Below are 26756 nucleotides of genomic sequence, written 5' to 3'. Positions count from 1 at the left end.
TGACTTCCTCCATCCTTGAGGTTTTTGGGTTTGGTCACTTGAAAACTTCTCCAAGTTGGGGTGAAGTCCCTTTTTTATGTCCGAAAATCCTTACGGCTCAAGGCCTCAGATTACTGCAAAACGCTCATATAAGCAGGGGCATTAAAAGCAACAAATCATTATTTTTGCCCAAAAGGAGACGGAGAATGATGAAAGACCCCATTTTTATCGTGCAAGCAACCGTAAAAGACTTGGAGCAACTGGCTTCCGTATTCGACCAATACCGCGTGTTTTACAAACAAGCATCGGATCTGGAAGCCGCGAAGCAATTTCTGTTCGATAAATTCGAGCACCGGGAATCGGTTATCTTTTTGGCGAAGCATCAGCCGTCGGATCAAATCGTCGGGTTTACGCAGCTGTACCCGTCCTTTTCGTCGATTTCCTTGCAGCGGACTTGGATTTTAAACGACTTGTTCGTATGCGCCGACTATCGGAAACAGGGGATTGCCACAGCGTTGTTGAATCAAGCCAAGGAATTTGCCGCATTAACTAAAGCCAAGGGCCTCGAGCTAAGCACCGCAACCGACAATGCCGCGGCCCAAAAATGTTACGAGGGTCTGGGATACCAGCGCGACGACGATTTTTATCATTATTTCTTGAAGGTGTAGATATTACGGGAGCAGGGGGGGGCGTGCGCGATGAACATTTTGTGGGATTTCGACGGGACGTTGTTTGATACATACCCGGCTTTTACGAATATGTTTTATGACATATTGGGCGGGGAGATTTCGAAAGAGGAGATCTACTCCCATCTCAAAATCTCGATGACCCACGCGGTCCGTCATTTTGGATTTACGGAACAGCAGATTCGCGATTGGAGAAACAGGGAAACCATTCATCCGGGCGATACGCCCCCTTTTTCGGGCGTGGAAAAGGTTTTGAAATTTGCGGATCTCAACGTCATCATGACGCATAAACCGCGGAAAGAAGTACTCGAAATCCTTGAATATTATCAATGGGAGCCGTATTTTCGGCATATCGTCGCCGGGGACGACGGTTTTCCGAGGAAGCCCGATCCGGCATCCTATCGATTTTTGCATGACGAATATGGAATCGATCTGGCGATCGGCGACCGCGAGATCGACATTTTGCCGGCAAAAACGATCGGCATCAAAACCTGCTTGTTCCAAAACCAAACGCCGGGAGCGGATCTATATTTGGAGCGGTATGAGGATTTTTTCGAGATGATTGCGGATATGAAATTAGCGGGGGAACGAAGCCCAGGAGGGAACCGGGCATGAGAACGATCGAATTCGACTATCCGATGGCACGCCAAACTTACAAATCTGCAGGGCATCGCGATCTGTCGCTTTATATTTCCTATCCCGAGAAACAGGGCGCGGAAAGGCCCGCCATTTTATTTTTTAACGGGGGAAGCTTTGGGAAAGGTCCATTGACGCCCGCGCAGTTCCAGCATCAGGCGAAATACTTTTCGTCTATAGGGCTGGTTGCGATTTGCGTCGATTACCGCAACGGGCATGACGAGGATTTTACCCCGATCCAGGCCATCTGCGACGTCAAATCCGCCGTCCGTTGGGTGAGGGACCATCACGCGGAATTAGGCGTTAATCCGAATAAAATCGCCGTTTGCGGCGCTTCGGCGGGTGGATATATCACCGTCTCCTCCCACATGTTTCCGGAAATCGACGATGAAGACAACGATACGGATCATCGCGCCAACGTGTTGATCGTGTTTTCCGCCGTGATGGACGGGGTGGACATCATGACCCGCCGTTACCCCGAACTGCTGAATATTGCGGAAAGCTTGTCGCCGCTTCATCATATAAAGCCGTGTCTGCCCCCGACGCTTTGGATGTGCGGGACAGCGGACGAAGACTGTGAACAAGACCAGGCATTCACGGCGCGGATGAACGAAGTCGGGAATGAAATTCGCTTTCTTACCTATGAAGGCATGGAGCACGGCTTTTTTAATTACGGGCGGCATGAAAATATTTATTTTGAAAAGACGAAGCGGGAGATCGAAAGTTATCTAAAAGAGATGAACTTTTTGTAGGATGGCATGATAACTATAGAAGTACGGCATTAAAAGCCTGTTGGCAGCAACAGGTTTTTTTGTCGTCCGAAAACGCCCGTCTCCCTTTTGAACCTTTGGATTTTGGGATGACCACCGGCGTTTAAGGTGCCGGACAACAGGTTGAAATTTCTAAAATTGTGGTTGGAATCGAAGATTTTATATCCGGCAAAAACCAGTATAGTTATTAAATAAAGCGCTTACCAAGCGGTTGAGAGATTTGCAGAATGAACATCCAAAATCCAAAAATCCAAACAAAACGGGGGAGTAGGACATGAAATTTCGCAAACGATGGCTGGCTGTAACGTTAGCGGCGATGATGTTGGCCTTGGCCGGCTGCGGCGGCAGCGCCGCAGGCACGGATGGGCAAGCGGCAAGCGGGGAGAGCGGAAGCGCCGAATCCAAAGGCGGGGACGTGACCCTGGAGCTGCTGTATTGGGGAGACGATGCGCAAAAACAGCTGGTGGAAAAGACCATCGAGAAATATACCGCGGAAACGGGGGTCAAGGTCCATGCCCAGGTGCTGCCGGCGGACGGGACGTTCGATACGTTCATTCAGACGAGGCTGGAATCCGGCGAACTGCCGGACATCAGCTATATGGGCGAAGGCGACATCCAGAAATATTACGAAATGGGCATTCTGGCGGATATCGGCGATCTGATCGATAACGGAACCATTCCGAAAAAGCTGGATGCCATCACGATCCATTCCCCGGACCAAAAGGTGATCGGCGTCGGGTTGTCCAACCAAATGGAGCTGCTGTTCTACAGCAAATCCAAATTCGACGCGGCAGGGATTCCTTATCCTCCGACCAAGGTCGAAGAGGCTTGGGATTGGGACACCTTCGTGAAATACGCAAAAGCCTTGACGACGGACACGAGCGGCAAAACGGCGGCCGATTCCGGCTTTGACGCGGCCAAAACGGAAAATTACGGGCTGGGGTTCACGGCGGGCCGCGAGTTCCACCATTTCTGGGCGGCGAACGCCAACGGCGGAGGCGTCGTTTCTGCCGACGGCAAACATTTTTTATGGGATTCGCAGGCCTCCATCGACGGCATTCAGAAGCTGGCGGACCTGGTCAACAAGGACAAGGTGGCTTCAAGCTTCACCTATACATGGAATTCGGGCATCGGTTCAGCGGTGGACGCTTTGAGCGGCGGTTACGCGATGGCCATCAGCGGATCCTGGGATCTGGCGAACATCAACGGAAACGAAGACATCGGGGTAGGCGTATTGCCGAAAATGAAGCAGGCCGTCACCATGAACTGCGGCGCGCCGCTTGTCGTCTATAAATCTTCCAAGCATATCGAAGAAGCGAAAAAGTTTTACGCCTATATGGTGAATCCGGAAAACAGCCTGGATCTGTTGAAATCCGGGGCATGGCTTCCGAACCAGGCGGATTGGTACACCGATGCCGCGCTGGTCGATAAGTGGACGGCCGATTTGCCTGTCAGCGCCAAGGAAACGATTTTGAGCTATTCCAACACAAAAGACGCTATCGTGCAATGGCCTGCTTATTACGTGCCCGCCTATCTGCGGATGAACACGGAATACGAAAAAGCAATCGACCAGGCGTTATCCGGCCAAAAAACGGTCCAGGAAGTGTACGCGTCCGTCATGCCGACGATCAAAAAGCTGTGGGAAAGCGGCAAGGTTTCGGAGTAGCCGGGAGTCATTCACATTCAGTACAGGAAAGGGCTATTGGATATGGAGATCAAACGCAACACCAGCCAAAACATCGTTCCGAAGCATTCCCGTCTCAAAGGGAGCGCCAAAGAGGCCGTCGCCGGTTATTTGTTTGCCGCTCCCGCGATTCTGGGATTTCTTATCCTCACCTTGTACCCGATGCTGGCGAGCCTCGTGTACAGCTTCCACAAAATCACGATCGTCAGTGGTCATCAGGTCATGAAATGGGTCGGGCTGGACAATTTCAAAACGATTTTCTACGGTCCCGGCTCGGAATTCGGCAAGTCCATATCGGTGACGCTCATCTATTCGTTCATCAACGTTTTTCTGGTGATCGTGTTCTGCCTGGCGGTCGCCCTGCTGCTGAACCGGAAATTCGTTGGCCGAAATTTGCTGCGCGCCGTGTTTTTCCTGCCCTCGGTCATTCCGATGCTGGCGACGACCATCGTCTGGCAGATGCTGCTGCAGAATCAGGCCAAGGGCGGGCTGGTCAACTGGCTGCTGCTGAAGCTCGGGGCGACGCCGGTCGATTTTTTGAACGACGCGACCAACATCTTCGGCACGTTGTTTCTGATGAGCTTATGGACCTGCGGCGGGACGATCGTCGTGTTTCTGGCGACGCTGCAGGACGTGCCGGGCGAGCTGCTCGAAGCGGTCGAAATGGACGGGGGCAATGCCTGGCATAAATTTGCCAAGGTCACGTATCCGACGATCAAACCGGTGCTGTTTTTCCAGCTCATCATGTGCATGATGACGTCGATCCAGATTTATACCCAAAGCGTGGTGCTGTCGCGGAACGGCGCGCCGGACCGGATGACTTATTTCATCAACGTGATGATCTATGACCACTCCTTCGTGCAAACGGGCATGCGCGGGCTCGCGTCGGCCGAAGCCTGGCTCGTCTTCCTCATTACAATGGTTATTACCGGTATCCTGTTTTATTTTCAGGGAGCGCTAAAGAGAGATAAATCGACGGTGCGAAACCGAAGGGGGAGAGCGTAATGGCAGCGACAGCGATTCATGGAGCGGGCATCCGCCGAACCAAAGCGCGGAAACAGACGATTCACCGCCTGCTGGTTGTCCTTTCGGTTGTTCTCGGGCTTGCGATGGCGTTCCCGTTGTACTGGCTGCTGCGCGGTTCGTTCGTCAGCCATGCGGAAATATTGGCGCGTCCGCCGGTGTTTTTTCCGTCGGCATTCAGCATCGACAATTTCAGCCGGGCCGTCGACCGGATCGACTTTTCCCGGCAGCTGTGGAATTCGGTTTCGATCGTCGTCCCTTACGTGGTGTTTAACGTGATCACGACCAGCTTTGCGGGGTATGCTTTCGCCAAACTGCGGTTCCCGTTCCGCGGCATGTGGTTTGCGCTTGTCATCAGCACGATGATGCTGCCCAGCGCGGTGACGCTGATTCCGCAATATTCCTTGTTTACGAGCCTCGGGCTCGCCGGCAAACCGGCTTTGATCATTCCGGCCATATTCTGTGCAGGGGGGAATGCCTATTTTGTCTTTTTGCAGCGGCAATTTTTCATGACCATACCGGATGAGCTGCTGGAGGCGGCCAAAATCGACGGGGCCGGATATTTCCGCATTTATCTGAAGATCATGCTGCCGTTGATTCGCCCGGCATTGATTGTGGTGGCGCTGTTCAGCTTCATCAACAATTGGAACGACTTTTTCTACACGATGATTTATTTGAAAAAAGAAGCCGATTATACGCTGCCGATGGGGCTCTATATCGTCAACGGCATGCGGATTCCGAACTACGAGCAGGTGATGGCGCTTGCGCTCATCGTTACCGCGCCGTGCCTTGCGTTCTTTTTCGTCGGCAACAAGTATTTTGTTGAGGGGATTACGTTAACGGGAATCAAAGGATAAGGGAGGCATGGATACACGTGAAAACAGGCAAAACATGGCTTGGAAAAGGGGCGGCGGCCCTCATCAGCGTGGCGCTTGCGTCCGGCGGCGCGGCATCGGCCGCGTTGGCGAATTATACGACGGGATTCGAGGTCCCGGGCGTAGGGCATGATTTCGGAACGGCCACTTGGGACAGCGGCAACAAATTTGCAAGCGAAGGCGTCGATTTCAGCAGCCAAACCGTGGGTCAAATGATGAAAACCATCGAAAATTTCGATTTTGAAGCGTTTAAGAAAGACCATCAGGATTTGCCCTGGCTTGATTCCCTGCTCGTCAACAAAGGCGTCATTCCGGACGACATCGACGATGAGGGCGGCGCCAACACGTTGTTCAGCCGCGGGAGCGCCTTGTTCATGAAAACCCAGGACAATACGAAGCTGGGATTTGCCGGGCAGGTGTATTACGCGGATACGCTCAACCAGGATGTGATGTATTCGGTCAGCTTGTCCACCGGCGACGTCCGCGAAGACAAAAACGCGAGAAAAAATTATCCGAGCCATGAGGATCAGACATACATGAGCGGAGCGCTGCAGGTACATCAAAAGAAATTCATCACCTATTACAACTCGGCGGTGACGCTGCTGGACTTTCATAATCCGACTTCGGAAGACGTCAAGCTGACGATCCAGGTCAAGTCTCCGTTTGCCCCCGTCGCCGAAGGGGACGAAATGGTTGGCAAACGCGTAGCTGCCCCGCTTATGATCGGCACCGACGGCAGCAAGTTCGTCAAGGCGATGTCCTATGTCGACGTCCGTCTCAGCGGGAACGGCATGAAACCGGGCGATCAAGGACTGGTGAAGGAAATCGTCGTCCCGGCCGGCGGCACCGCCTCGCAAAAAATCACGATGGGCTGGCTCGCCGACGAAATTCCGAAATCGAAGACGCAATACGAAGAATACAAAAACATCGCCGACAACGACGAAGCCTTCGAACGTCAAGTGAAGGAATACAACGAGTGGTGGGCCGACAACATTCCGTACATCGACATTCCCGACGAAAACGTAAAAAAGGTGCTTTATTACCGCTGGTGGTGCAACCGGTTCAACCTGCTGGAGGCCAACATCCCGGGGAACGACTGGCAGTTCCCGATGAACATGGAAGGCGTGCTCGGATACAACAACGGCATTACCGTCAGCGTCCCATGGGCGTTGCAGGACCTCAAATGGCTGCGCAACCCGGTGTACGCCTACGGCACCTGGCTCGCGCAAGGGGAATATTCGGAAAACAAAAACTACAAAAACAACCCGGGCCGCCCGAACATCTGGACCTGGGACATGATGCAGAACACCTCCCAAGTGGGATGGGAAGCTTATAAAATCTACGGCGGCGGGAACAAGCTGCTGAAGAAGTTTGCCGATATTTCCGCGAATGACGTGACCGGAACGCTGGAGCACTTCAAGGGCACCAATCCATACCTTGTCTATTACAATCACGCCCCGATTACCGGCAACGACGGGGATACGGTATCGATGCATTGGAACGGCGGGGGCAATTACGCCCGGCTAGACGGCACTTCAACGACGTATGCCAACGCGGTCGCTGCGGCGGAGATGTACGACGAGCTTGGGGACCATAGCGCGGCCAACAAGGAACGCGAACTTGCGGGCAACATCCGCAGCAGCATTTTGGGCGAGATGTGGTTCGACAGCGCGGATTTTGACGGCGACGGGAAAGTGGACACGAAAGGAGAAGGCAGCTTCCTCCACAAAAAAATCGTAAACGGCGTCGATACCTTCGTCCCTTGGCGGGACAATAACATGTTCGTGTTTAATTTCGGCGTCGTGCCGACGGCGAAAGAGAACGGCTACCAGTCCAAATATTTGACCCAGCTGTCCGACTACGGCGATCCGCAATATTACCCGATTTTTCCGTTTTTTACGGCGGATCAGCACAGCATCATGAAACGGGTGCAGGCATTTGTGGACGGTAAAACGAACGCTTACGGCACGGACCAATTCGCCTGGTGCAATTTCGGCAATTACATCAATACGATTAGGGCGTCATTGAGGCATTACCCTGTGGACAACATCAACGCGGACACTTACAAAAAGCTGTTCGACTGGGGTGCATGGCTGCATACCGTAGAACCGGGGAATACCGACCACCTGGACTCCAACGAGTTCTTTTGGCTGGAAAACTACTTTTTCGGCACGCAGTGGACCAAGGACAATCCGCCGAACCCGAGCGGGGACATGGTCAGATCATGGATTCACCACGATACGCTCGGCATGATGAATTACACGGTCATGGAGGATATTGCGGGAATTCAGCCAAGAACCGACGACAAAATCGAGCTGTGGCCGATCGGCATCGATTACGACCATTTTGCGGTGGACAACGTGCGTTACCATGACGCCAACCTGTCCATCGTATGGCAGGACCCGGCCAAATACCAAAACAATCCGTATTACAAAGGCATCCCGGCGGGTTTTTCGCTCTTTATCAACGGGGAGCGCGTGCTGACGACAAGCGAAATGTCCCACGTCATTTACGATACGAAAACGGGGAAAGCGGAGCTTCCGAAATCGGATATCGAAGGCGCAGCGGGCAATAATGCGAACACGCAGATCTGGTACGAGAAAAAGGGGAAAAAGGAACGCGTCGCCTCCGTGAAGGACACGTCGCTTGCCGGCGAGCCGCGGGTGGTGGATCTGTTCAACAAAGCCGGGATCGATCTTCAGCATCAAGGCGAAAACCTGGCCATGGCTTCCGGAACGACGATTACGTCGACTTACGTGAGCCCCGAATCGGATATCAAACGTTTGGCCGACGGATCGACGATCGCCTCGACGGACCATGCGGGGAATACGGCGCTGCTCGGAGGAAGTCCGAATCCAAGCGACACGGTCACGTTCGATTTCGGGAAAAAGAAACCGGTCAACAACGTCAAAGTGTATTTCTACAACGACCGGCTCGAAGGGGGCTACGGCACGCCGCAGCAGTTCCTGCTCGAATATTTAGATGCGGACGGGAACACGTGGAAGCCGGTTCCAGGGCAAACCCGTTATCCCGAAACGATCGCCTCCAACTATAACAACGTCGAGTTCGAAACGGTGAAAACGCAGGCCATTCGCCTCAGAGTAATGCATGCGCTTGATGCCCAGACGGGAATCAAGGAAGTGCAGATCTACGACAACAAGCTTAAAAACGTAGCCCCGGCGGTCAACCAGGCGCCGAAGGTGTACATTGGACAGACCGAACGGACGGCCGCGCAGGATGAAGCCGTATCGATCCTGCCCGCCATATACGATGACGGATTGTCGGGTAAGGAGCTAACCTATCGATGGAGCAAAACGTCAGGAAGCGGCAGCGTGGAAGAAATGCAGACGGATCGGGCCGAATTGAAGGCCGTGTTCCATGACGTCGGCACCTACGTTTATACGTTGACCGTCAGCGACTGGGAAAAGGAAACGACAATTGACGTGCATATTACCGTTTCCGTTCCGACCCAGGACATTGCCGATATGATTACTGCCTATGCACCAAGGGACAACGGAAAAATCATCCGGAACAAGGACGATTTCACGCCGGAATCCTGGGATGCGCTGCAAACGGCTTTAACCGAAGCGAAGACATTGCTTGCGGGCAAGGATTATACGCGGGAGCAGGTAGAGGCGGTTCGGGCGAAACTGAAGCAGGCGTCAGACGGGCTTCAAGTGAAAAACGTCGCGCTGCTCGCCAAGGCGACGACTTCCTACGTATCGCCGTGGGAATCCATTGCCGGCGTCAATGACGGATACATCCCTTATACGTCAGCAAGCATCGGCAAACCGGAGGATGAGGTGCAATACGGCAACTGGGCCGACCCGGCCGAGTCCCATTGGCTATTGTATACATGGGATCGGCCCGTGAAGCTGTCGCAAAGCTCGGTCTACTTCTACGACGACGGCGGCGGCGTCCAGGTTCCGGCCGGTTATTCCTTGGAGTACTGGGACGAAACGGCAAAAGAATTCAAACCGGTGACCGGATTGTCCGGAAAAGCGATGAACAAGGACCGTTTTAACGACGTCACCTTCGATGAAATCACGACGACGAAACTCCGCCTCCATTTGATCAGGCAGTCCGGAGCTTGGACTGGCGTGAAGGAGTGGCGGGTACTCGGTCCGGAGGCGGTTGCCGGAAATCCGGGCAGCGGCTCGAACAAGCCGGTTTTGAGCATTGATCCTGTGGAAGCCGAAACCGTCATCGGCGTCGCTCCGCAGCTTCCGACCACCGTCAACGTCACGTTTGCGGACCAAACGAAAGGCACCAAACCGGTCACCTGGAACGAGGTTCCGTATAACGAGCTGACGACGGCGCATTCCTTCGTCGTCCTCGGACGCGTGGAAGGGACCGAACAATCGGCCAGCTGCCGGATTACCGTCACGTACGACAAGACGGAGCTTAAATCCTTGATCGGCCAGGCGCGCGGGGTTTTGGATCACGAGGAGCAATATGAGGCCGCGCCGGAGCAGTGGAAAGCGTTGAAGGATGCTCTCGCATCGGCACAAACCGCCGCTGACGACAAATCGGCGACCGAAGGAGATATAAAGGCAGCTGCAGAGCGCCTGAAGACAGCCTTGGACACCTTTAACATTCAAAAATAGTTTTTACGACTTGGGAGGAACATCTTATGCATCAGTCCGAAACGACGGAAACGGCGCGGAATGCGCGCCTGTTCAATTACAAAATCGAAGATCCGTTTTGGAGCTATTACATCGATCTGGTCCGGAACGTGGTCGTGCCCTACCAATGGGAAGCGCTGAACGACCGGGTGAACAGCGCCGAGCCAAGCGGGGCCGTCGCCAACTTCAAAATCGCGGCCGGTCTCATGGACGGCGAATTCTACGGCATGGTTTTCCAGGACAGCGATGTGGCCAAATGGCTGGAAGCCGCTGCATACTTGCTGGAAACAAGGCCGGACCCGGAGTTGGAGCAGCTGGCGGACGGCATGATCGACATCATCGCGCTCGCGCAGCAGGAAGACGGTTACGTGAATACTTATTTCACGCTGAAAGAGCCGGGGGCCAGATGGACCAATCTCGCCGAATGCCACGAGCTGTATTGCGCGGGGCACCTGATCGAAGCGGGTGTAGCTTATTACCGGGCAACAGGGAAACGGCAGCTGCTGGACGTCGTGATCCGGTTCGCGGATTATATCGACAGCGTGTTCGGGAACGAACCGGGCAAGCTGCGCGGTTATGACGGCCACCAGGAGATCGAGCTGGCGCTCGTCAAGCTTTATGAAGCGACCGGAAATGAACGATATTTGGACTTAAGCGCCTATTTTCTGAATGAACGCGGGCAAAAGCCGAGCTTTTTCGAACAGCAGCTGCATGAACGCGGGGGACGAACGCATTTTCCGGGGCTGAACATGGCGACAGACCTGGAATACAACCAAAGCCATCTCCCCGTCCGAGAGCAGGATAAGGCGGTCGGGCATGCCGTGCGGCTTGTTTATATGCTCGCCGGCATGGCCGACGTGGCCGCAAGGAAAAACGACCAAGAGATGCTGGATGCATGCCTGCGGCTGTGGGACAACATCGTATCCCGGCAAATGTACATCACCGGCGGCATTGGATCGATGGTTCACGGCGAAGCGTTTTCCTACGACTACGACTTGCCGAACGATACCGTTTATGCGGAAACCTGCGCATCGATCGGCCTGATCTTTTTCGCTCGCCGCATGCTGCAGATCAAGCAAGACGCGCAGTTTGCCGACGTGATGGAACGGGCGCTTTACAACACGGTGATCGCGGGGATGTCGCGGGACGGAAAACATTTTTTCTACGTCAATCCGCTTGAAGTGAACCCGAAATCCTGCGGAGGCAAAAACAAAAATTACGACCACGTGAAGCCCGTCCGCCAGGAATGGTTCGGCTGCGCCTGCTGTCCGCCGAATATCGCCCGGCTGCTCTCTTCGTTAGGCAGTTACATTTATTCGGTGCAGGGCGATACGATTTATCACCATTTATACATCGGGGGCGAAGCCAACCTGAAGGTGAACGGCACCCATGTGATGCTGAAGCAGGAGTCCCGGTATCCTTGGCAAGGCGATATCACCATCGAAGTGACTCCGGAAAAGACGCGGCACTTTGCGGTGGCGCTCCGTATTCCGCACTGGTGCGGCGGAAATGCATCGGTTCGCGTGAACGGCCAGGCGATCCCTGCGGACAGCCTGGAGGTCGTCAACGGATACGCCGTCATCAAGCGCGAGTGGAGGCCTTCGGACGTCATTGCGTTGTCTTTGGAAATGCCGGTCATGAGGGTTCACAGCCACCCTGCCGTCCAAGCGAATGCAGGCAGGGTCGCCCTTCAGCGGGGACCTTTGGTGTACTGCCTGGAGGAGGCGGATAACGGGAAACATTTGCATCAGCTGGTGCTTCCGAAAGAGGCCGGCCTCAGCATGCTGGATGAAGAGCTGCTTGGCGGCATGGTCGCGATCGAAGCCGATGCCCTGCGTTTGAACGAGGAGAAGTGGGGCGAAAGCCTCTACAGCGGGCGGGAACTGCCGGATTATCGTCCCGTCAAGGCCAAGTTCATTCCGTATTATGCGTGGGCCAACCGCGGCGAGGGCGAAATGAGGGTGTGGGTGAGGGAACAATAACGGATGTAAGCGGTATGGCAGGCGAAGCAGCCGGCCATGCCGCTTTTTTCATCATTTATCCGGGCACCGCACAGTAACCTGAATCGGGATGGAAACCCTCAATGCAAGGGTCAACCATGCGTAATGAATTTTCGCCTGAATTCGGAAGGGGAGATCCCTTCCCTGCGGGCAAAGGTCGCCGAAAAATACGAAACCGACTGATAACCGGTCTCTTCGGCGATTTTCGCAACCGTCCATGAAGTCTGAAGCAGCAGCTTTTTCGCTTGCTCGATCCGGTAGTGCTGCAAATACTCCATTGGCGTCATGCCGTACACTTTCAGCATGTTTTTGGCCAGGTAGTTGGGATGGTAATTAAAGGCTTCGCGCAAGGACGAATTGCTGACCTGCTCTTTGTAATGCTGGCGGATGTACCACTCGATCTTGTCGGCGATTTGGATCGCGGTCGCATCGGAGAGCGACGTCAGGTCCCGGTCCAGATGCTGCAGCAGCAATTGAAAGGTGGATTGGCGCTTCCAGTTGCGCAAAGACTTGGGTTCCTGGTCCAGCTGGAAAAACTGCTCGATGTCCTCCAGCGCTTTCTCCGATATTTTGGAATACTTCGGGATAAAAATGGAGTTTACGTCGCAATGGTTCAGGTAGGCGTTTTTCTTGTGATTTTCAATGAGTCCGGATTGTCCCGCCAGACAGTCGTCCATGCAGCTTCCTTCCTGCCAGCTGCCGAAGGTTTGAAAATGAATCCACGTAATTACCGTCTCTTCGGTGCACGGGGCAAGTCCGTAGTGGCGGCCGTCCGGCCTTAATACGAGAATGTCCCCTTTCCGCACCACCCATTCGTTTCCGTCTTCCCCGACGGACAGGGCTCCTTTCATGCCGACGATGAGATCAAAGACGCCGATGCCGCTGCGGCTGATATGTTTTTCCCCGGCGTTGAACTGGGCTTTGCCGCAATCGATAAAGTATGGGATCGGCGGGGAAATAAAGTGAAAGATTGGCGTTTCCATATGGGCTCCTTCTATCGTGGTTACAAGGTATGCATGAGATGTAAACGCTTGCTTCACATCTTTTCCATTATATTATAATGGGCGAAGACGGAAAGGAAGAGGAAAGCTTGATCGGAAGCATGGCAGGCATTCGGTTGAGGGGAAAAGGGAAAGGGCGGAATACCGGCTTATGACGGTTGTTTCGCCCGTTTCTTTTTTTTATGGTTCCATGACTTGCAGAAGATGATCGCCGCCAGCAGCGCGGGGATACAAATTTGAAAGACGGGGAAATGGTATTTCAAGTTTTGGGCAAAGCCGATCCAAACGTGATAAATAAAATTCGGGGCTAAAAAGCTCATGCCGTAGATCGCGGCCCCGACGACGACCGTCAGCTTGAGGCGGCTGATCCGGACGAGATTGGCGAGGCCCAGCACGGCCCCCAAATAAAACGCCGTCATTTTCACGAAAATGCCGATGTATATGAGGAGAATGATCACGGGGTCGAGCCGTTCGAGAAAATTGGCGATTTGGATCAGACGGACGGACCGCAATAACGGAAACGTCGTAATCGACGTAATCGAGGGATCCAGAATCGCCAGATTCAGAACGTTAAACAGCAGCAGGAGGACCCCGACGAAGAGATACGAATAAACGGATACCCGGACCATTTTCCGTTTTTCGTTCAAATGGCTCCAAAACATCAAAAAGACGACGATCTGGCCGAACGGAAAACTGATGACTTCCGGAATCGCTTGTTCCAGGATCGGGAGCAGTCCGTGTTCCATGACCGGCAGGAGACGGTCCAAGTGGATGATGTTCGAGCCGATGATCAAACAGAACAGCGCGGCATATCCAAAGATCGTGAACGGAAACATAAATTCGGCGACGCGAAAAAAGACTTCGACCCCTTTGGAAATCGCATAGCCGGACAGCAATACCATGACGAGCATGAGCAAAGAGAGCGGCGTGTTGGGGAGAAAGGAAATGTTGATGATGTCTCCGAACTCCCTCGTGTTGCGCATCGACTCGTAAGCGAAATAAACGACGTAACAGACCGATAAAACCGTTCCGACAAGCTTTCCGAGATGGGTATTCAAAATTTGGAAAAAATCCATGCCGGCATGATTGCGCTGGATGTACAAATACAAGGCCAACAGCAGCAATCCGGCCGCCAACCCGGCCACCATGACGATCCACGCGTCCTGCTGGACGCCGATCCCCAATTCATACAAAGGGGTACTGCCGATCATAAACAAGATGGTCATCGAAATCAGCTGATATTTATCGATTTTTTCCACGGATTGCACCTCCTCAAGGTCTCCTATTTTTGTTCAAGCAAGGTTGAATACGGTTTGTTGATCATATCTGTATGCTCGATGTTCACGCGAATTTGGGGACGAATCGTGATCTCATCGAGCGGGTGCTTGGATTGGGCGATTGTTTTCCATGCGTCCGGATGTTCCCGATGAATGACGTCCAGAAATCCGGGCGCATCGGTTTCGATCGTCCGGAGACGGTTCCAGGTGGAGACGACCTCACCGTTGATTTCCTTGGCGATGATCCGCTGCTGTTCGGCGATGACCCGCGGATTGCTTAGGTCCATTTTGCAGCGGGTCTCGTCGAGGACCCCCTTCGCGTTGATCTGTACCTTCATCGTGACTTTGCCGCCCTGAATCTCCGAAGACAGCTTCGTTGACGATTTGAGCACCCGGAAACTCGATAAGGAGGCCTGTTCGCCTCCTTTGGCGCTGCAAGGATATACGATGATCAGGTTTTTGACGCGATTCGAAAGCCAGGCCACGCCCCTGCTTTCCTCGCTGTTCAACCATCCGACCAATCTATCTCTCCTGAATACACCCAGCCCGCCCAATTTGATGACCGCTTCGTTCCGGGGGGATTTTAAGGCATCCAGGGACGATTGTCCTTTGAGGTTGCCCGATACCTCAAGCTCCGGCACCATGGCGCTTGCGTTCGGGTCGGCGACCCTGGCGGCAAAGTCGATCAGCTTGATGTTTTGCACCTGGGACAAATTCCTTTGGCTTTGGTCGATGACCCGTTTGACCGCGTTGCCCGAAATTTTCTCGAGCGGGATCAGCACTTCGAGCAAATCCGACGCTTTTCCTTTCGTCAGGAGGATCGACATCGTTTCCCGGCTTTCGAACGGGCGAAGGAAAAAATCGAGGATTTGGCCGACGCCCTCTTCTCTGGCGACCTTCTCGCTCAGGATGAGGATGGAGTTATGGGCAAAAAAGAGCATCCGCGACGTTTCCAGGCTGGCATTTTGCATCGCTTCCCGGATCGTTCTCCCGTTGGTGGAAAATATGGTGGTCGGCGCCTGGCTGCCGGCGCCCCCGCCTCCGGTTTGCGTGGCAATGGCCTGCGGAATGATGACCTGAAAGGTAACGACCCAACGATCCCGTTCCCGGTCGATGGACGTGGCAGAAATGATGCTCAGCGAGTTTAATTCCTTGCTGTCCCAGCATCCCGTGACGAACAAAGGAACGATGAGCAGCAGCAGGATCAGGAAGGGCCAGCGTTTCATGCTTCTTTCCACCTCTTTTTTGAGTCGGCGTTAGTTTTTGTTTTTGGGCGGCGAAGGTTTTTGGAACCTTTTTTCCCGCTTCGGGTTTTTCTTTCCGATCAGGGTTGGCCGCCGCAGCATCGCCCACCATGGAACGCGGACCAAAGCGTCCTTTTGGTCGGCGGGAATAAAAGGCGCCAAGGGCAAAAGATACGGGATGCCGAAGGAGCGCAGCCCGCACAGATGGATCAGCAGGGCGATCAGGCCGGCCATGATGCCGAACAGCCCCAGGGTCCCCGCCAAAATCATGAAGCCGAAACGCAGAATTCTGGCCGAGTTCGAAATGCTTACGGAAGGCGCGACAAAACCTGCGATCGCTGTAAAGGCGACAATGATCACCATCGCGGCGGACACCAATCCGGCCTGAACGGCCGCCTGGCCCAACACCAAAGCCCCGACGATCGATATCGCCGAGCCGATGGCCCGGGGCATGCGAACTCCGGCTTCCCGCAAAACGTCAAACGTGATTTCCATGGCCAGCGCTTCGACGAACGCAGGAAAAGGAACCCCTTCGCGCTGCGCAGCCAGGCTGACAAGCAAAGTGGTCGGCAGGATCTGCTGATGAAAAGTCGTAATTGCAATATAAAGCGAGGGAAGCAGCATGGAGACCACAAAAGAGATGACGCGCAGCAAGCGCAAAAAAGTGGCGATATCGAATTTCTGGTAATAGTCTTCGCTGGATTGAAACAGCTTGAAGATCGTTACGGGAGCCAGCAATACGAAGGGGCTCCCATCGACCAAAATGGCGACCTTCCCCTCCAAAAGCGCCCCCGCGATCGCGTCCGGACGTTCCGTGTTCGTCATGGTCGGAAAAGGGGAGAAGGTTTCGTCCTGAATAAATTCCTCGATATAGCCGCTCTCCAGGATGCTGTCCGTATCGATGCGGTCCAAGCGCTGCAAAATTTCCTGCACCACTTTGTCGTTGGCAATGCCGCGCAAATACATGACGGCCACTTCGGTTTGCGAGATCCGGCCGATTTTGCGGCTCTCGATCCACAAGTCGGGATTTCTGATTTTGCGGCGGATGAGCGCGGTATTGGTCCGAAGATTTTCCGTAAAGCCTTCCCTGGGCCCCCGAATGACCGTTTCGGACTGCGGTTCGTTGACCCCGCGCTGCTCGCCGCCGGCCGTGCTTGCCGAGATGCCGAGAGTAGCCCCGCTGACCAATATGGCCGTGTTGCCCGCCAATACGGCTGTTAGCAGCTCGTCCAAACTGTGAACATCCGTCACGTTGCTGATCGAGAGGAACCGGTTTTTGATCATGCCGAGCACCTCGGACGGTGCCGCCAGATGATGGGGATCGATAAAATCTTTGGCCGTGAGCGACTGCATGACGGAGCTGTTCATGACCTGTTCATTGACGAGCCCTTCGATATAAATCACCGCAATGCGGAGTTCTTTGCCGAACATGCTGTCAATCAGGCGAATGATCAAATCGGAACTCCCGCCCGTGCGCTCCTTGATGATCCGCAAATCGTCGTCCAGATTTCCGGTAAGTTTCGTTTCGGCTGCCGGGCTTTCGGTTGACCGCTGAGGACCGGCTTCGGGCTGCGGGTTCCCGGATTGTTTATTTTTTGTAAAAAGCCTCATGTGTGCATCCTCACCCTCGGGATTTGATCGCTTGATTCCATGATTTCCTTTTTGCCTGCGTTTAAACTTTGGGCAAGGCCGGGCGCATATAAAAAACCCCCTAGAAATCGTCCTAGGAGGTATGTCCATTAACGTATTTTATTAGGATAGTCATTCGTTCGTGTTAAAACTTCACCAAGTCGTCGACGTTCACCGGAAGTCCGGTGCTCATCGACCGGTTGCCCGCTATCCCGGTCAGGATCGACATCGCCCCATCGATGTGCGACGCCGCGCGCTTAAACGGATCTTCCGCCGGCACGCCGAAAATGTCGTTCAGCATGACCGGGTCGCCGCCGCCGTGGCCGCCCGCGCCTTCGACGATTTCTGCCTCGTACGCTTCCCCGAACATCGGGATCACCTTGATGCTTTTCGTCTGCAGCGCCCCCTCGTCTTCCTTTTTGCCGCCGGAATTGACGTACGATTTCTCCACGACTTTCATTTCGATGCGGCCTTTGGAGCCATTGAGGTTGACCTGGAATCCTTCCCAAGGCATGTAACAGTTCAGCGAATAGGTCATGATCGCTTTGTTTTTGTAGCGGACCAAGACGCCCATCGTATCTTCGATGCTGATGCCGTCGCCAAACACGCTTTGGTCCCGGTAGTAGCCGTCTTCATGCTCCGCGTCCGCATATAGTCCTTGGAGCTCCGGGCTTTTCTCCAGGTCGAGCGCAAACGGGTCGTTTTTTGCGATTTCGCTGCCGCGGGCCCGGCTGTAGAATTCGGTCACGCCGCGTTTTTCCGCGTTTTCCTTGCCGTAGAACATTAAGGAACCCTGCGCGTACACCGTTTGGGGCCGGGAGCCGAGCCAGAAGTTGACCAGATCGAAGTGATGGGTCGATTTGTGCACGAGCAGGCCTCCGCTGTTGCGTTTGTCGCGATGCCAGCGGCGAAAATAATCCGCGCCGTGCTCCGTATTAAGCAGCCATTCGAAATGAACGGAATGCACGTCCCCGATGGCGCCGTTCATGATGAGCTCGCGGATTTTGGTGTTGTGCGGGGCGTAACGGTAGTTGAACGTGACGCGAAGCTGCTTGCCGGTCCGTTTGACCGCGTCCAAAATGTCCTGGCATTTCTCTTGGTCCACGGTCATCGGTTTTTCCGAAATGACGTCGCAGCCGAGCTCCATCGCTTTTATGATGTACGTATGATGCGTTCGGTCGATCGTCGTCACGATGACCGTGTCCGGCTGCTCGCGGAGAATCATTTGCTCGAATTCGCGGGCTTTATAGGTTGGAACCTCAGGATGGTTAAACCGCTCGCGCAGCAGCCTGTTGGCGTAGTTCATCCGCGTTTGGTTCGTGTCGCAGAAGGCGACAAGGCGGGACGTCTCGCGGAAGTCTTTGGCCAGTGCGCCGTAGAAGAAAACCGCCCGGCCGCCGGTGCCGATGAGGGCGTACTTTTTTTTCATGGGAAGCCTCCTTTTTTAGAACTAAGGATAGGTCCTTTTCTTCTACTGTAACGCAGCAAATAGAGTATAATCGTCTATAAATATTGCTCAATTCGCTTGAAAAGTCGCAATTTTTGCACTATTGGAGGCGCGGTATGAACATTTTCCATAACTCGGCCGGAACGATTCAGATCGATCATGTGGAGCGAACCGGTTTTTACAGCATGACAAGCCAGCACATGCATCAAGGGTATGAGCTTTATTATTTGTTTAGCGGGGAGCGGGATTATTTCATCCGGGACCGGACCTACCGGGTAAAACGGGGAAGCTTCGTGTTTATCGAAAAGGAGGAGCTTCACCGGACGATCGATGCGGGGGCGCCGAAGCATGAACGGGTCGTCATCAATTTCGCCGCGGGGCTGCTTGAAGGACTAGGGTTGACCGGGCGGAGCGGGGTCATAACCTTTCCTCCGCAGGAGCAGTACAAGGGGGAGGCGCTCGTGCGGGAATTGGTCGCCGAAGCGAAGGGCTGCTCGCCGGGGCGGGACGTCATGCTGGAATCGCTTCTGAAGCAGCTGCTGGTGCACGTGTTCCGCGCGCAAGCGGAGCGGGGGGAGCCGGAGGCGCAGCCGTCCACCCTGCACCAAACGATGTCGGAGGTCGCCGAATACGTCGGCACCCATTACCGGGAGGAGCTGCATCTGAAAGATGTGGCGGAACGGTTTTTCGTGAGTCCGTATTACCTGAGCCGCACATTCAAGCGGTGCACGGGATTCGGTTTCGCCGAATATGTCCAGCTGGTGCGCATCCGGGAGGCGCAGCGGCTGCTCCGGGAGACGAACCTTAAAATGATCGAGGTGGCGGAACAAACCGGCATCGGGACGGTCGCGAATTTCCATAAGCTGTTCAGGAAAATGAACGGCTGTTCGCCCTTGCGATACCGCAAGCTTCAGCAGGCTTTGCCGGCAAACGTCAAGGATCTTTAACCTGGTTTGGGAATCGGGATTACTTCGACGAAATTTTGATCTCCGAAACGGAAGGGATTCGGAAGCCCGATGCCGAAATATTCCAGAGGTCATTGCACCGTCTGGGAGTCAACCCCCTTTACATAAAAGCAAAACGCTTACAAACCGAGAACCCGACCTTCGACATCCGAGATTCAAGGCCGGGTTTCGTCGTTTATGCCGTTCATGAGCAGAAAGGGGAGATCTTTGGTGATCTTATTGCTTGTCATTGTGTTGATTGTCGCTTTCGCCGGAGTGATCGGAAACCAGTATTCCGGACTTCGGCGAATGGAACAGATGCAACAATCGTTGGGTCAGATCAACCAAACGCTAAAAGAATTGAAAAAGGGTTAGGAGGCCGCGCAAACTATGGGAAGCGAAATCGAAGCGGTGTTTATCGACCGCGACGGAACGATCGGAGGGACGGGCCATTTTCTTCACCCGGACGATTTTACGCTATATCCGAATGCGCAAAGGGCGATTGATCTATTGAAAGCAAACCGCATCAAGGTGTTTGCTTTTACGAATCAGCACCGGATTTCCCGGGGAGAGGCGACGATCGAGCAATTTGAAAACCAGTTTAAAGCCTACGGGTTTGACGGGGCTTACATATGCCCGCACGGGATGTCGGAAGAATGCGAATGCAGGAAACCGAAACCGGGGATGCTGCATCGGGCTTCGGCAGAGCATGGCCTGGATTTAACGAAATGCGTCGTCATCGGGGATGTAGGGAGCACGGATCTGCTGGCCGCGCATCAAGTGGGGGCTCAAAAGATTTTGGTGAAAACAGGCTGGGGCGAAGGCTCATTGGGCGCTTTTCGCCACCGCTGGAAGGAAACGGAGCCGGATTTTGTGGCCGCGGATATTTTGGAGGCCGTTCAATGGATATTAGGGCGGACGATGGACTAAGCAGGAGGCGCGAACATGGGCTATATCATGGACTTAAGAAAAGTAGTCGGAAGCCGCCCATTAATCATGGCGGGAGCATGCGTGTTGTTGATTCAAGATCACCGTCTGCTGTTGGGGCTTCGAAAGGATAACGGATGCTGGGGTTTGCCCGGAGGTTCCCTTGAGCCCGGCGAATCGATGGAAGAAGTGGCCAAAAGGGAGCTGTACGAGGAAACGGGACTTCTGGCTGAGGAGCTTGAACTGCTCGGCGTATTTTCGGGGCAGGAGCTCTATTACAAATATCCGCACGGGGACGAGGTCTACAATGTCGCTGCGGCTTACGTATGCAGCCGTTTTTCCGGAGAGATCGCCGAAGACGGACAGGAAGTCAAAGCATTAAATTTTTTTGGTTTAGACCGCCTTCCGGATTCGATCAGCCCGCCGGATCGGCCTATCATTCAGAGGTTTTTGGAACTAGGAAGTGAACTAGCGTGATGAACGATGCGAATCTTTTGCAATATTATTTGAACATGCGGGAGCCGGAAGCCTACCAATGGAATTTGTCCGCCCCAAGCCTGTATCTTGAGCTGGAGACGCGCGACTTTTTTATAAGGCTTTTTGAAGCGTTTAAGGGAATCAAAGCCTGCAACATCGGCATTGGCGTGGGAGAATGGGATGACTATTTGGGTTACCGGTTACATGGGTTCGGCGAGCTGACAAGCGTTGACATCGATCCGGACATTTGCGGACTGTTTGGTTACAGGCAGGCGCGGGAAGGGCATCCGAATCCTTCGACGGTGGTTTGCGGCGATTTTGTAACCTGCGATTTGCCGGCAGGGGAGTTTGACCTTGTGACGATGATTGGCTCCACCTTGAACGAAATCGGAGTTTTCGGAAGTACATTCGAGAAAATCGGCGAAATATTGAAACCCGGCGGCGCTTTGATGTATATGGATTTTGATCAGGATGACCGCAAAGACAAGCTGCTGGACTTGCTTCCCCATTGGCGCATGGAGACGGAGAAGGTGGAAACGTACGATCGTTTTTCGAACATCCGATTTTTTATCATGAAAATACGAAAAGCCAAATAGAGAATCTTGTATGCAACAAAGGCAGAATGGAGCGGACAGATGGAACAAGTGATTATAAGCGAATATAACCCGCAATGGGCTTTGGAATTCGAGCAAGAAAAAATGAAAATCGCCGAGGCGCTGGACGGCATCGTGCTCGGGATCGAGCATATCGGCAGCACGGCCGTCCCCGGCCTCGGGGCGAAGCCGATCATCGACATCATGGCCGGCGTTGCTGCTTTGGACGAAATCACTCCTGTGCACCATGACAGATTGGAGAGGATCGGATACCATTTTGTCGATCATCCGCACTTTCCGGAAAGAAGGTTTTTCCGCCGGGGCGAATGGCGGGCGGGGACCCATCATTTGCATGTCTATCGGCACGGGGGCGAACATTGGAACACGCAGCTCTTGTTTCGTAATTATTTGATCCGCCATCCGGAGGCTTTAAAGGAATATTTTCGATTGAAACAGCATCTCGCGCAGCAGTACCCGCATGACCGGGTGAAATATACCGAAGCGAAAGGTTCGTTTATCCGCAAAATCATCGAGTTGGCACGGACTGAAAATGAAAATTAAATCATCGAGGTGTTCGATATGAGTAAAGCCGTCCTTAAAAAATTGGAGCATATGCAAATTCCGGTCAAACGTGTATCCGAAGCCGTAGAATGGTACGTCTCCCATCTCGGCTTTCAAGTGCTGGGTGTCTCCGAAGAACATGGACATGCGTTTCTAACGCTTCAGGAAGGGCCTATGCTCATGTTATGGGAGACAAAAGACGTAACCGACGCGAATTTCTCGGTGAACGGCCAAACGATGCCGGTTTTGCTGTATAACACGGACCAGATCCACGTTTTGCATGATTATCTGCATGAACTCGGCGTCGAAATTACGTTTTACCAAAATGAAGGCTTCGGATGGGTGCTTAAATTTATCGATCCAAGCGGAAACATGTGGGGGGTCATTCAGCCGAATGACTAGCCGGAATGGGGGGGGATACGTTTGGGATCGAGAGTGATGCACTACTGCATCTCCACGCTGCTGGCCCGGGAGCTTGGCATCGATGACGATCAATTTTTACTGGGCGGCATTGCGCCCGACGTCCATAAATACATGAATGCGCCGAAAAAGGAGTCCCATTTCATCATTCTCCAGACGGATTCGGAATTTGCCTGCGATTACCGCGGTTTTTGCCAAAAATACGAGCACCACATGAAAGATCCCTTTTTTCTCGGTTATTTCTATCATTTGATCTCGGACGACATTTGGGTGAAAGAGATTTATTACAAAAAAATTAAATGGCTGCCCCAGCCGGATAAGAAAAAAGCCCAGGAGCAATATTACAGGGATTTTCGGCGGCTGAACGGGAGGCTTATCGATCATTATGCATTGGTTTGGAAGCCACTTGAAACGGAAGCCGTCCGCATCGACGAGATCGACTATACGTATCTTCCGGAACTGATCGGGGACTTGCGGTCCGATTTTGCGTTGAAGGATGAAACCAAAGACGAGGCGCTGGAAATGCTGCGATTTGACGAGGTCATTGACGTGCTGGAGCGGTCGGTGAAGGCATGTCTTGGCGAGACCGACTGAGAGCAGCAATAGCCGTATGGATGGCCATCCGTACGGCTTTTTTTTCGGATTCGTTGGTCGAAAATATGTATCGGTTTCAAGTCGCGGCTTGTACGCCTATGACGCTTCGGAAGAGGGTACGGTAACTCTATTGCTGAAGGCGGGCGGGGATGTTGCCAGATATCGATCAAGCCAAGGCGAATTTTTCGTGTTTTGCTTGAGATCTTGTTAGAGGATTTGGATAGCCTTAATGAAGAAGTGGGAGAAACAAAAGGGTTAACAAAAGCCCCATCCGGCCAAGGCCGGACAGGGCTGAACGATGCTTTTTCAAACCATTGCCCGATTCTTCACCATAACCTGAAAAACCACCGCTTGAGAGTCATGTGCCCGCTGTCCGAGCGGCTGAGCAAAGACTGTGCCTTCGAGCCGGACCCGGATTTCCGCAGCGCCCCCCGGTTAATTCACAGCCTCTGAAACGTTGTCGTAATGCCGTCCCAAATGATAAGCTCGCGTCAGGAGGGTATCGATAACTTCCGGCCTGGAATCCAGCGTATCGTACAGGATCTCAACCCGGCTGTTCGAAATTCCGCAGTAATCGGCTATGCCGACGTTCAGATGCTGGGAGAGCAACGTATCGTACTGCCTCTTCTCGAAGTGCTCTTTCGGGGCTCCCGCCAGACCAAGCCACAGCACTTGTTGATGATGCAGGTGACTTGCGCCGTAAGCATACCCGTTGTTCCATACCCGGTCGATATATCCTTTCAGCATGGCCGGCAGGCCGTACCACCATATCGGGAAAATAAAGGCGAGCGCGTCGTGCCGTTTCATTCGTGCCATCTCCGCTTCCACCTCAGGCGAATAGACTTTGTGATCCGAAGACCAATCCGGCTCGTCGGCTTCCCACAACACGGGATTAAAGCCGCTGCGATGCAGATCCAGCACCTCGGTTTCGTGCCCGGCGTCGGCAAGTCCCTGGATAAATCTCTCTGTCACGGAAAAGGTTAAGGAGTTCACCCGCGGATGCGATACAACCGTCAAAATTTTCATCGATGTCACCTTCCCTCTCTCAAATTTCATAAGATTACGGTAAAATTATCAGGTATGCTGTGATAAATGGGAAGTACTTACTTTTTGGTGATATAGATACTTTAAAGTGATATACTCACCGGAAAGTAATCGTTCAACGGAATCGACAGGAGGGGGGCAGCCCATGGAAATGCAGACCGCACGGACGTTTAACATACCCGCAGAGGCGACGCTTCAGGTGATCGGGGGAAAATGGAAGCTGTTGATTTTATGCCATTTGAACTGTGGGGACGGACCGCAAAGAACGAGCGAATTAAAAAAGGCGATTCCCGAGATTACGCAAAAAATGCTGATCCAGCAGCTCAAGGAGCTGGAGGAAGACGGCATCGTAACGAGAACGTCTTACAATCAGGTTCCGCCGAAAGTAGTCTACGAACTGAGCGAGCTGGGAAAGTCGCTGAAATCGATATTGGATCAATTGGATGAGTGGGGTGAGAAGTATATGAATCTGCGTGATTGGAGGTGTTCCTGTTCGGAATGAGGGGAAGACCTTACCAGCCGATTCGGCGTTCCGGGCGCATCTCAAAAACGAGCGTTGGCCTATGAAGGCCCGCGCTCGTTTTTGAGTGAAACATCATCAGGATATTCGGTATCAGCACTAATTGATTTTCACCAGCTGCCATTGCTGGTTCGGATTGCCCCGGTAGAGATTTTGCTGAAGCTTCGCTCCATCCGCGGAGGAGGCTCCGGCAACCTCAACGGCCTTGTTGCTGTTCACATTCAGGATGCTCCAGTAACCGTTGCTCAGTTTGATCAATCTGAACTGCTGTGCTGTATTCCCCAAGTCCTGCATGAGTTGGACCGCTTCGCCGTTGTTCTTCGTGCCGTTCCGGATATCCATGACTTTTTGGTCTGCCGAGCTGACGCTTCGCAGCCTGTACACGTTGTTGTACGTCCCCAGATCATCGGCAACCCATTGCTGGGCTGTCGCTTGATTGTCTGACCACTGCTGAAGCTGCAGCCCGTTGGTATTCTGTCCGCCCGGCACGTCAATCGCTTTGCCCGAAGCGCGGTTCAGGATCTTATAGGTCGAGCCGGACAAAACCCCGTTCCAGATCCCGTTCCAAGGGTTCAGCTGCGCGCGTTCATAATACCATTCGAAGAGAAAACGGGCCATGCCGTCCCGTGCGGTATTGCCGTCATATTTGAGGCCTGCGGTCGGATCAGCAAAAGAACTTCTTGGGCCGGGCTCCAGCAAAAATCCGTTCATATGGGCGGTCATGCTGACATTGCCGGCCGCTGTGAATATGGCCTTCGTGTTTTTGCCGAAACCTTCATTGGACCCGTTGAACAGCTCCCAGTAGGAGGAATCGCCGGGCTGCGTCTTGAACCAGGTGGTCTCCGTAATGTTGATGGGATAATGATCGGCGCAGGGCTTAATATTCGTATCCCACTGCTGCTGCAAAGTCGCATAATCGTCATGGGCACCGTACCCTGGGTACCAGTGGACGGAATACCCGATATTGTTCAAGGGATCCGTCAGCGGACTGGACGCGCACAGCTGGTAGTATTGATCCCAGCCAAGCCCCGCCGCCCATATCACGTTGTCGGCACCTTTACTGCGTATGGTGGATATGAGGGAGTTTTGGAATTTTTTAAGGGAGTTCCAATAATCGGCGAAATTGGGTTGAGAGGGATTTCCGCCCCATTGCCCGTTGACATCGGACAGGACCGGTTCATTGATCAGTTCGAACATCACGTTGTCCGCGCTTTTGATCGCCGGTTGGGAGGCAAGGTAACCCCAGATTTCGTTGAACTTGTTCAGATTGGATGGAGTGGTCGCCTGGTTGTTCGAAAGGGTAAAATCGAGCCCCAGCGTGACATACAGCCCCTTTGTCTTGGCATAGGCGATATACGGAATGATGACGTTTTGCGTAACGCTCTGCAAACCGGCAAAATTATACGTCCCGGCGGCCACGTCGCCCATGTCTTCCCGGTCGATAAACAGCCGGACCTGATTCATGTACCAGCCGTGGGTGCTGCCGTATTTGGCAGAGGTATCGGTAAAGGTATCGGTGATATCCTTCAAGTACTCCAATATTGCCGCATGCCGGTTCCCTCCGTTCCGATCCAGGTAGTACTTGCTGGACTGGTAGGTCCAATAGGAGCCCGAGGGCTGATGCCAACCGCTTAGCAGGACGGGCTGTCCGCTGCTGTTCACCAGTTGGTTGCCGCTTACGTGGAGCTTGGACATGGGCATGCCGGTCCATGCATCAGCGCGCTGGCTGTCCATGAGCGTGGGCACCACCATGACCAGAGCCAGCAAAAGCTTGATGGTCCATCTCATTTTCTTCACAAG

Annotated in this window: 23 protein-coding genes and 1 pseudogene; 17 read left to right on the top strand and 7 right to left on the bottom strand. The window is 53.5% G+C overall.

Going from position 1 to position 26756, the window contains the following annotated elements; genetic code table 11:
* Positions 1-188: 188 nt before the first annotated feature.
* The 8 genes from AC27KL_RS12775 (at position 189) to AC27KL_RS12740 (ending at position 12260) form a co-directional block, all read left to right on the top strand.
* Positions 189-647, top strand: coding sequence for a GNAT family N-acetyltransferase (locus AC27KL_RS12775; RefSeq protein WP_487169930.1), 459 nt, complete (start codon positions 189-191; stop codon positions 645-647).
* A gap of 30 nt (positions 648-677) precedes the next feature.
* Positions 678-1280, top strand: coding sequence for an HAD hydrolase-like protein (locus AC27KL_RS12770; protein WP_487169929.1), 603 nt, complete (start codon positions 678-680; stop codon positions 1278-1280).
* The gene (locus AC27KL_RS12765; protein WP_487169928.1) at positions 1277-2053 is read left to right on the top strand and encodes an alpha/beta hydrolase; all 777 of its coding nucleotides are present in this window, start codon (positions 1277-1279) and stop codon (positions 2051-2053) included. The genes AC27KL_RS12770 and AC27KL_RS12765 overlap by 4 nt, the downstream gene beginning before the upstream one ends.
* Positions 2054-2345: 292 nt before the next feature.
* Positions 2346-3737, top strand: a complete 1392-nt coding sequence (locus AC27KL_RS12760) for an ABC transporter substrate-binding protein (RefSeq protein WP_487169927.1) — start codon at positions 2346-2348, stop codon at positions 3735-3737.
* A 42-nt stretch (positions 3738-3779) separates the two neighbouring features.
* Entirely contained in the window at positions 3780-4760 is a 981-nt protein-coding gene (locus AC27KL_RS12755; RefSeq protein WP_487169926.1) for a carbohydrate ABC transporter permease, read from the top strand.
* A complete protein-coding gene (locus AC27KL_RS12750; RefSeq protein WP_487169925.1) occupies positions 4760-5635 on the top strand; it encodes a carbohydrate ABC transporter permease in 876 nt (291 codons plus the stop codon). Before AC27KL_RS12755 ends, AC27KL_RS12750 begins: the two co-directional genes overlap by 1 nt.
* 17 nt (positions 5636-5652) lie before the next feature.
* Entirely contained in the window at positions 5653-10260 is a 4608-nt protein-coding gene (locus tag AC27KL_RS12745) for a discoidin domain-containing protein (RefSeq protein ID WP_487169924.1), read from the top strand.
* A 26-nt stretch (positions 10261-10286) separates the two neighbouring features.
* The gene (locus AC27KL_RS12740; RefSeq protein WP_487169923.1) at positions 10287-12260 is read left to right on the top strand and encodes a glycoside hydrolase family 127 protein; all 1974 of its coding nucleotides are present in this window, start codon (positions 10287-10289) and stop codon (positions 12258-12260) included.
* A gap of 110 nt (positions 12261-12370) precedes the next feature.
* Here the strand turns inward: AC27KL_RS12740 and AC27KL_RS12735 are convergent, their stop codons facing one another.
* The 5 genes from AC27KL_RS12735 to AC27KL_RS12715 form a co-directional block, all read right to left on the bottom strand.
* Complete coding sequence (locus tag AC27KL_RS12735) at positions 12371-13261, bottom strand: AraC family transcriptional regulator (protein WP_339321225.1); 891 nt, start codon at positions 13259-13261, stop codon at positions 12371-12373.
* A gap of 167 nt (positions 13262-13428) precedes the next feature.
* Positions 13429-14538, bottom strand: coding sequence for a GerAB/ArcD/ProY family transporter (locus tag AC27KL_RS12730; protein WP_487169922.1), 1110 nt, complete (start codon positions 14536-14538; stop codon positions 13429-13431).
* A 23-nt stretch (positions 14539-14561) separates the two neighbouring features.
* The gene (locus tag AC27KL_RS12725; RefSeq protein ID WP_487169921.1) at positions 14562-15782 is read right to left on the bottom strand and encodes a Ger(x)C family spore germination protein; all 1221 of its coding nucleotides are present in this window, start codon (positions 15780-15782) and stop codon (positions 14562-14564) included.
* A gap of 30 nt (positions 15783-15812) precedes the next feature.
* Positions 15813-17411: a spore germination protein gene (locus AC27KL_RS12720; RefSeq protein WP_487169920.1), complete on the bottom strand. Its 1599-nt coding sequence runs from the start codon at positions 17409-17411 to the stop codon at positions 15813-15815.
* 163 nt (positions 17412-17574) lie between these two features.
* The gene (locus AC27KL_RS12715; protein WP_487169919.1) at positions 17575-18858 is read right to left on the bottom strand and encodes a Gfo/Idh/MocA family oxidoreductase; all 1284 of its coding nucleotides are present in this window, start codon (positions 18856-18858) and stop codon (positions 17575-17577) included.
* 134 nt (positions 18859-18992) lie between these two features.
* Here AC27KL_RS12715 and AC27KL_RS12710 point away from each other — a divergent pair, with 134 nt between their 5' ends.
* The 8 genes and pseudogenes from AC27KL_RS12710 to AC27KL_RS12675 all read left to right on the top strand — a co-directional run bounded on the left by AC27KL_RS12710 (position 18993) and on the right by AC27KL_RS12675 (position 23392).
* Entirely contained in the window at positions 18993-19823 is an 831-nt protein-coding gene (locus AC27KL_RS12710; protein WP_487169918.1) for a helix-turn-helix domain-containing protein, read from the top strand.
* Between the two features lie 20 nt (positions 19824-19843).
* Positions 19844-19939: pseudogene (locus AC27KL_RS12705) on the top strand (HAD family hydrolase); the annotation flags it as partial.
* Positions 19940-20210: 271 nt separating this feature from the next.
* A complete protein-coding gene (locus AC27KL_RS12700; protein WP_487169917.1) occupies positions 20211-20750 on the top strand; it encodes an HAD-IIIA family hydrolase in 540 nt (179 codons plus the stop codon).
* 15 nt (positions 20751-20765) lie between these two features.
* A complete protein-coding gene (locus AC27KL_RS12695) occupies positions 20766-21224 on the top strand; it encodes an NUDIX hydrolase (protein WP_487169916.1) in 459 nt (152 codons plus the stop codon).
* Positions 21224-21820: a class I SAM-dependent methyltransferase gene (locus tag AC27KL_RS12690; protein ID WP_487169946.1), complete on the top strand. Its 597-nt coding sequence runs from the start codon at positions 21224-21226 to the stop codon at positions 21818-21820. The genes AC27KL_RS12695 and AC27KL_RS12690 overlap by 1 nt, the downstream gene beginning before the upstream one ends.
* 39 nt (positions 21821-21859) lie before the next feature.
* On the top strand, positions 21860-22378 hold the full coding sequence (locus tag AC27KL_RS12685; protein ID WP_487169915.1) for a GrpB family protein: 519 nt from the start codon (positions 21860-21862) through the stop codon (positions 22376-22378).
* A gap of 18 nt (positions 22379-22396) precedes the next feature.
* Positions 22397-22780 carry a VOC family protein gene (locus AC27KL_RS12680; RefSeq protein WP_487169914.1) on the top strand — a complete coding sequence of 128 codons (384 nt, stop codon included), beginning with the start codon at positions 22397-22399 and terminating at the stop codon, positions 22778-22780.
* A 21-nt stretch (positions 22781-22801) separates the two neighbouring features.
* Entirely contained in the window at positions 22802-23392 is a 591-nt protein-coding gene (locus AC27KL_RS12675; protein WP_487169913.1) for a hypothetical protein, read from the top strand.
* A gap of 435 nt (positions 23393-23827) precedes the next feature.
* On the opposite strand, the gene AC27KL_RS12670 is transcribed toward AC27KL_RS12675, so the two are convergent.
* Positions 23828-24418 carry an NAD(P)H oxidoreductase gene (locus AC27KL_RS12670; protein WP_487169912.1) on the bottom strand — a complete coding sequence of 197 codons (591 nt, stop codon included), beginning with the start codon at positions 24416-24418 and terminating at the stop codon, positions 23828-23830.
* A gap of 163 nt (positions 24419-24581) precedes the next feature.
* Between AC27KL_RS12670 and AC27KL_RS12665 the strand changes: the two genes are divergently transcribed.
* The gene (locus AC27KL_RS12665) at positions 24582-24938 is read left to right on the top strand and encodes a winged helix-turn-helix transcriptional regulator (protein ID WP_339321215.1); all 357 of its coding nucleotides are present in this window, start codon (positions 24582-24584) and stop codon (positions 24936-24938) included.
* A gap of 117 nt (positions 24939-25055) precedes the next feature.
* Here AC27KL_RS12665 and AC27KL_RS12660 read toward each other — a convergent pair whose 3' ends face one another.
* On the bottom strand, positions 25056-26744 hold the full coding sequence (locus tag AC27KL_RS12660; RefSeq protein ID WP_487169945.1) for an RICIN domain-containing protein: 1689 nt from the start codon (positions 26742-26744) through the stop codon (positions 25056-25058).
* Positions 26745-26756: the final 12 nt, after the last annotated feature.

It is taken from the genome of Paenibacillus sp. YAE3, assembly GCF_057546105.1.
Note: the sequence above shows the minus strand (reverse complement) of the source record. Positions and strands in the feature narration are given on the sequence as shown.

What these genes read in the sequence shown, in the direction of transcription:
- AC27KL_RS12775 (WP_487169930.1), top strand. Translation starts at nt 189, where the DNA reads ATGAAAGACCCCATTTTTATCGTGCAAGCAACCGTAAAAGACTTGGAG.
- AC27KL_RS12770 (WP_487169929.1), top strand. Translation starts at nt 678, where the DNA reads ATGAACATTTTGTGGGATTTCGACGGGACGTTGTTTGATACATACCCG.
- AC27KL_RS12765 (WP_487169928.1), top strand. Translation starts at nt 1,277, where the DNA reads ATGAGAACGATCGAATTCGACTATCCGATGGCACGCCAAACTTACAAA.
- AC27KL_RS12760 (WP_487169927.1), top strand. Translation starts at nt 2,346, where the DNA reads ATGAAATTTCGCAAACGATGGCTGGCTGTAACGTTAGCGGCGATGATG.
- AC27KL_RS12755 (WP_487169926.1), top strand. Translation starts at nt 3,780, where the DNA reads ATGGAGATCAAACGCAACACCAGCCAAAACATCGTTCCGAAGCATTCC.
- AC27KL_RS12750 (WP_487169925.1), top strand. Translation starts at nt 4,760, where the DNA reads ATGGCAGCGACAGCGATTCATGGAGCGGGCATCCGCCGAACCAAAGCG.
- AC27KL_RS12740 (WP_487169923.1), top strand. Translation starts at nt 10,287, where the DNA reads ATGCATCAGTCCGAAACGACGGAAACGGCGCGGAATGCGCGCCTGTTC.
- AC27KL_RS12735 (WP_339321225.1), bottom strand. Translation starts at nt 13,261, where the DNA reads ATGGAAACGCCAATCTTTCACTTTATTTCCCCGCCGATCCCATACTTT.
- AC27KL_RS12725 (WP_487169921.1), bottom strand. Translation starts at nt 15,782, where the DNA reads ATGAAACGCTGGCCCTTCCTGATCCTGCTGCTGCTCATCGTTCCTTTG.
- AC27KL_RS12720 (WP_487169920.1), bottom strand. Translation starts at nt 17,411, where the DNA reads ATGAGGCTTTTTACAAAAAATAAACAATCCGGGAACCCGCAGCCCGAA.
- AC27KL_RS12715 (WP_487169919.1), bottom strand. Translation starts at nt 18,858, where the DNA reads ATGAAAAAAAAGTACGCCCTCATCGGCACCGGCGGCCGGGCGGTTTTC.
- AC27KL_RS12710 (WP_487169918.1), top strand. Translation starts at nt 18,993, where the DNA reads ATGAACATTTTCCATAACTCGGCCGGAACGATTCAGATCGATCATGTG.
- AC27KL_RS12700 (WP_487169917.1), top strand. Translation starts at nt 20,211, where the DNA reads ATGGGAAGCGAAATCGAAGCGGTGTTTATCGACCGCGACGGAACGATC.
- AC27KL_RS12695 (WP_487169916.1), top strand. Translation starts at nt 20,766, where the DNA reads ATGGGCTATATCATGGACTTAAGAAAAGTAGTCGGAAGCCGCCCATTA.
- AC27KL_RS12690 (WP_487169946.1), top strand. Translation starts at nt 21,224, where the DNA reads ATGAACGATGCGAATCTTTTGCAATATTATTTGAACATGCGGGAGCCG.
- AC27KL_RS12685 (WP_487169915.1), top strand. Translation starts at nt 21,860, where the DNA reads ATGGAACAAGTGATTATAAGCGAATATAACCCGCAATGGGCTTTGGAA.
- AC27KL_RS12680 (WP_487169914.1), top strand. Translation starts at nt 22,397, where the DNA reads ATGAGTAAAGCCGTCCTTAAAAAATTGGAGCATATGCAAATTCCGGTC.
- AC27KL_RS12670 (WP_487169912.1), bottom strand. Translation starts at nt 24,418, where the DNA reads ATGAAAATTTTGACGGTTGTATCGCATCCGCGGGTGAACTCCTTAACC.
- AC27KL_RS12665 (WP_339321215.1), top strand. Translation starts at nt 24,582, where the DNA reads ATGGAAATGCAGACCGCACGGACGTTTAACATACCCGCAGAGGCGACG.
- AC27KL_RS12660 (WP_487169945.1), bottom strand. Translation starts at nt 26,744, where the DNA reads ATGAGATGGACCATCAAGCTTTTGCTGGCTCTGGTCATGGTGGTGCCC.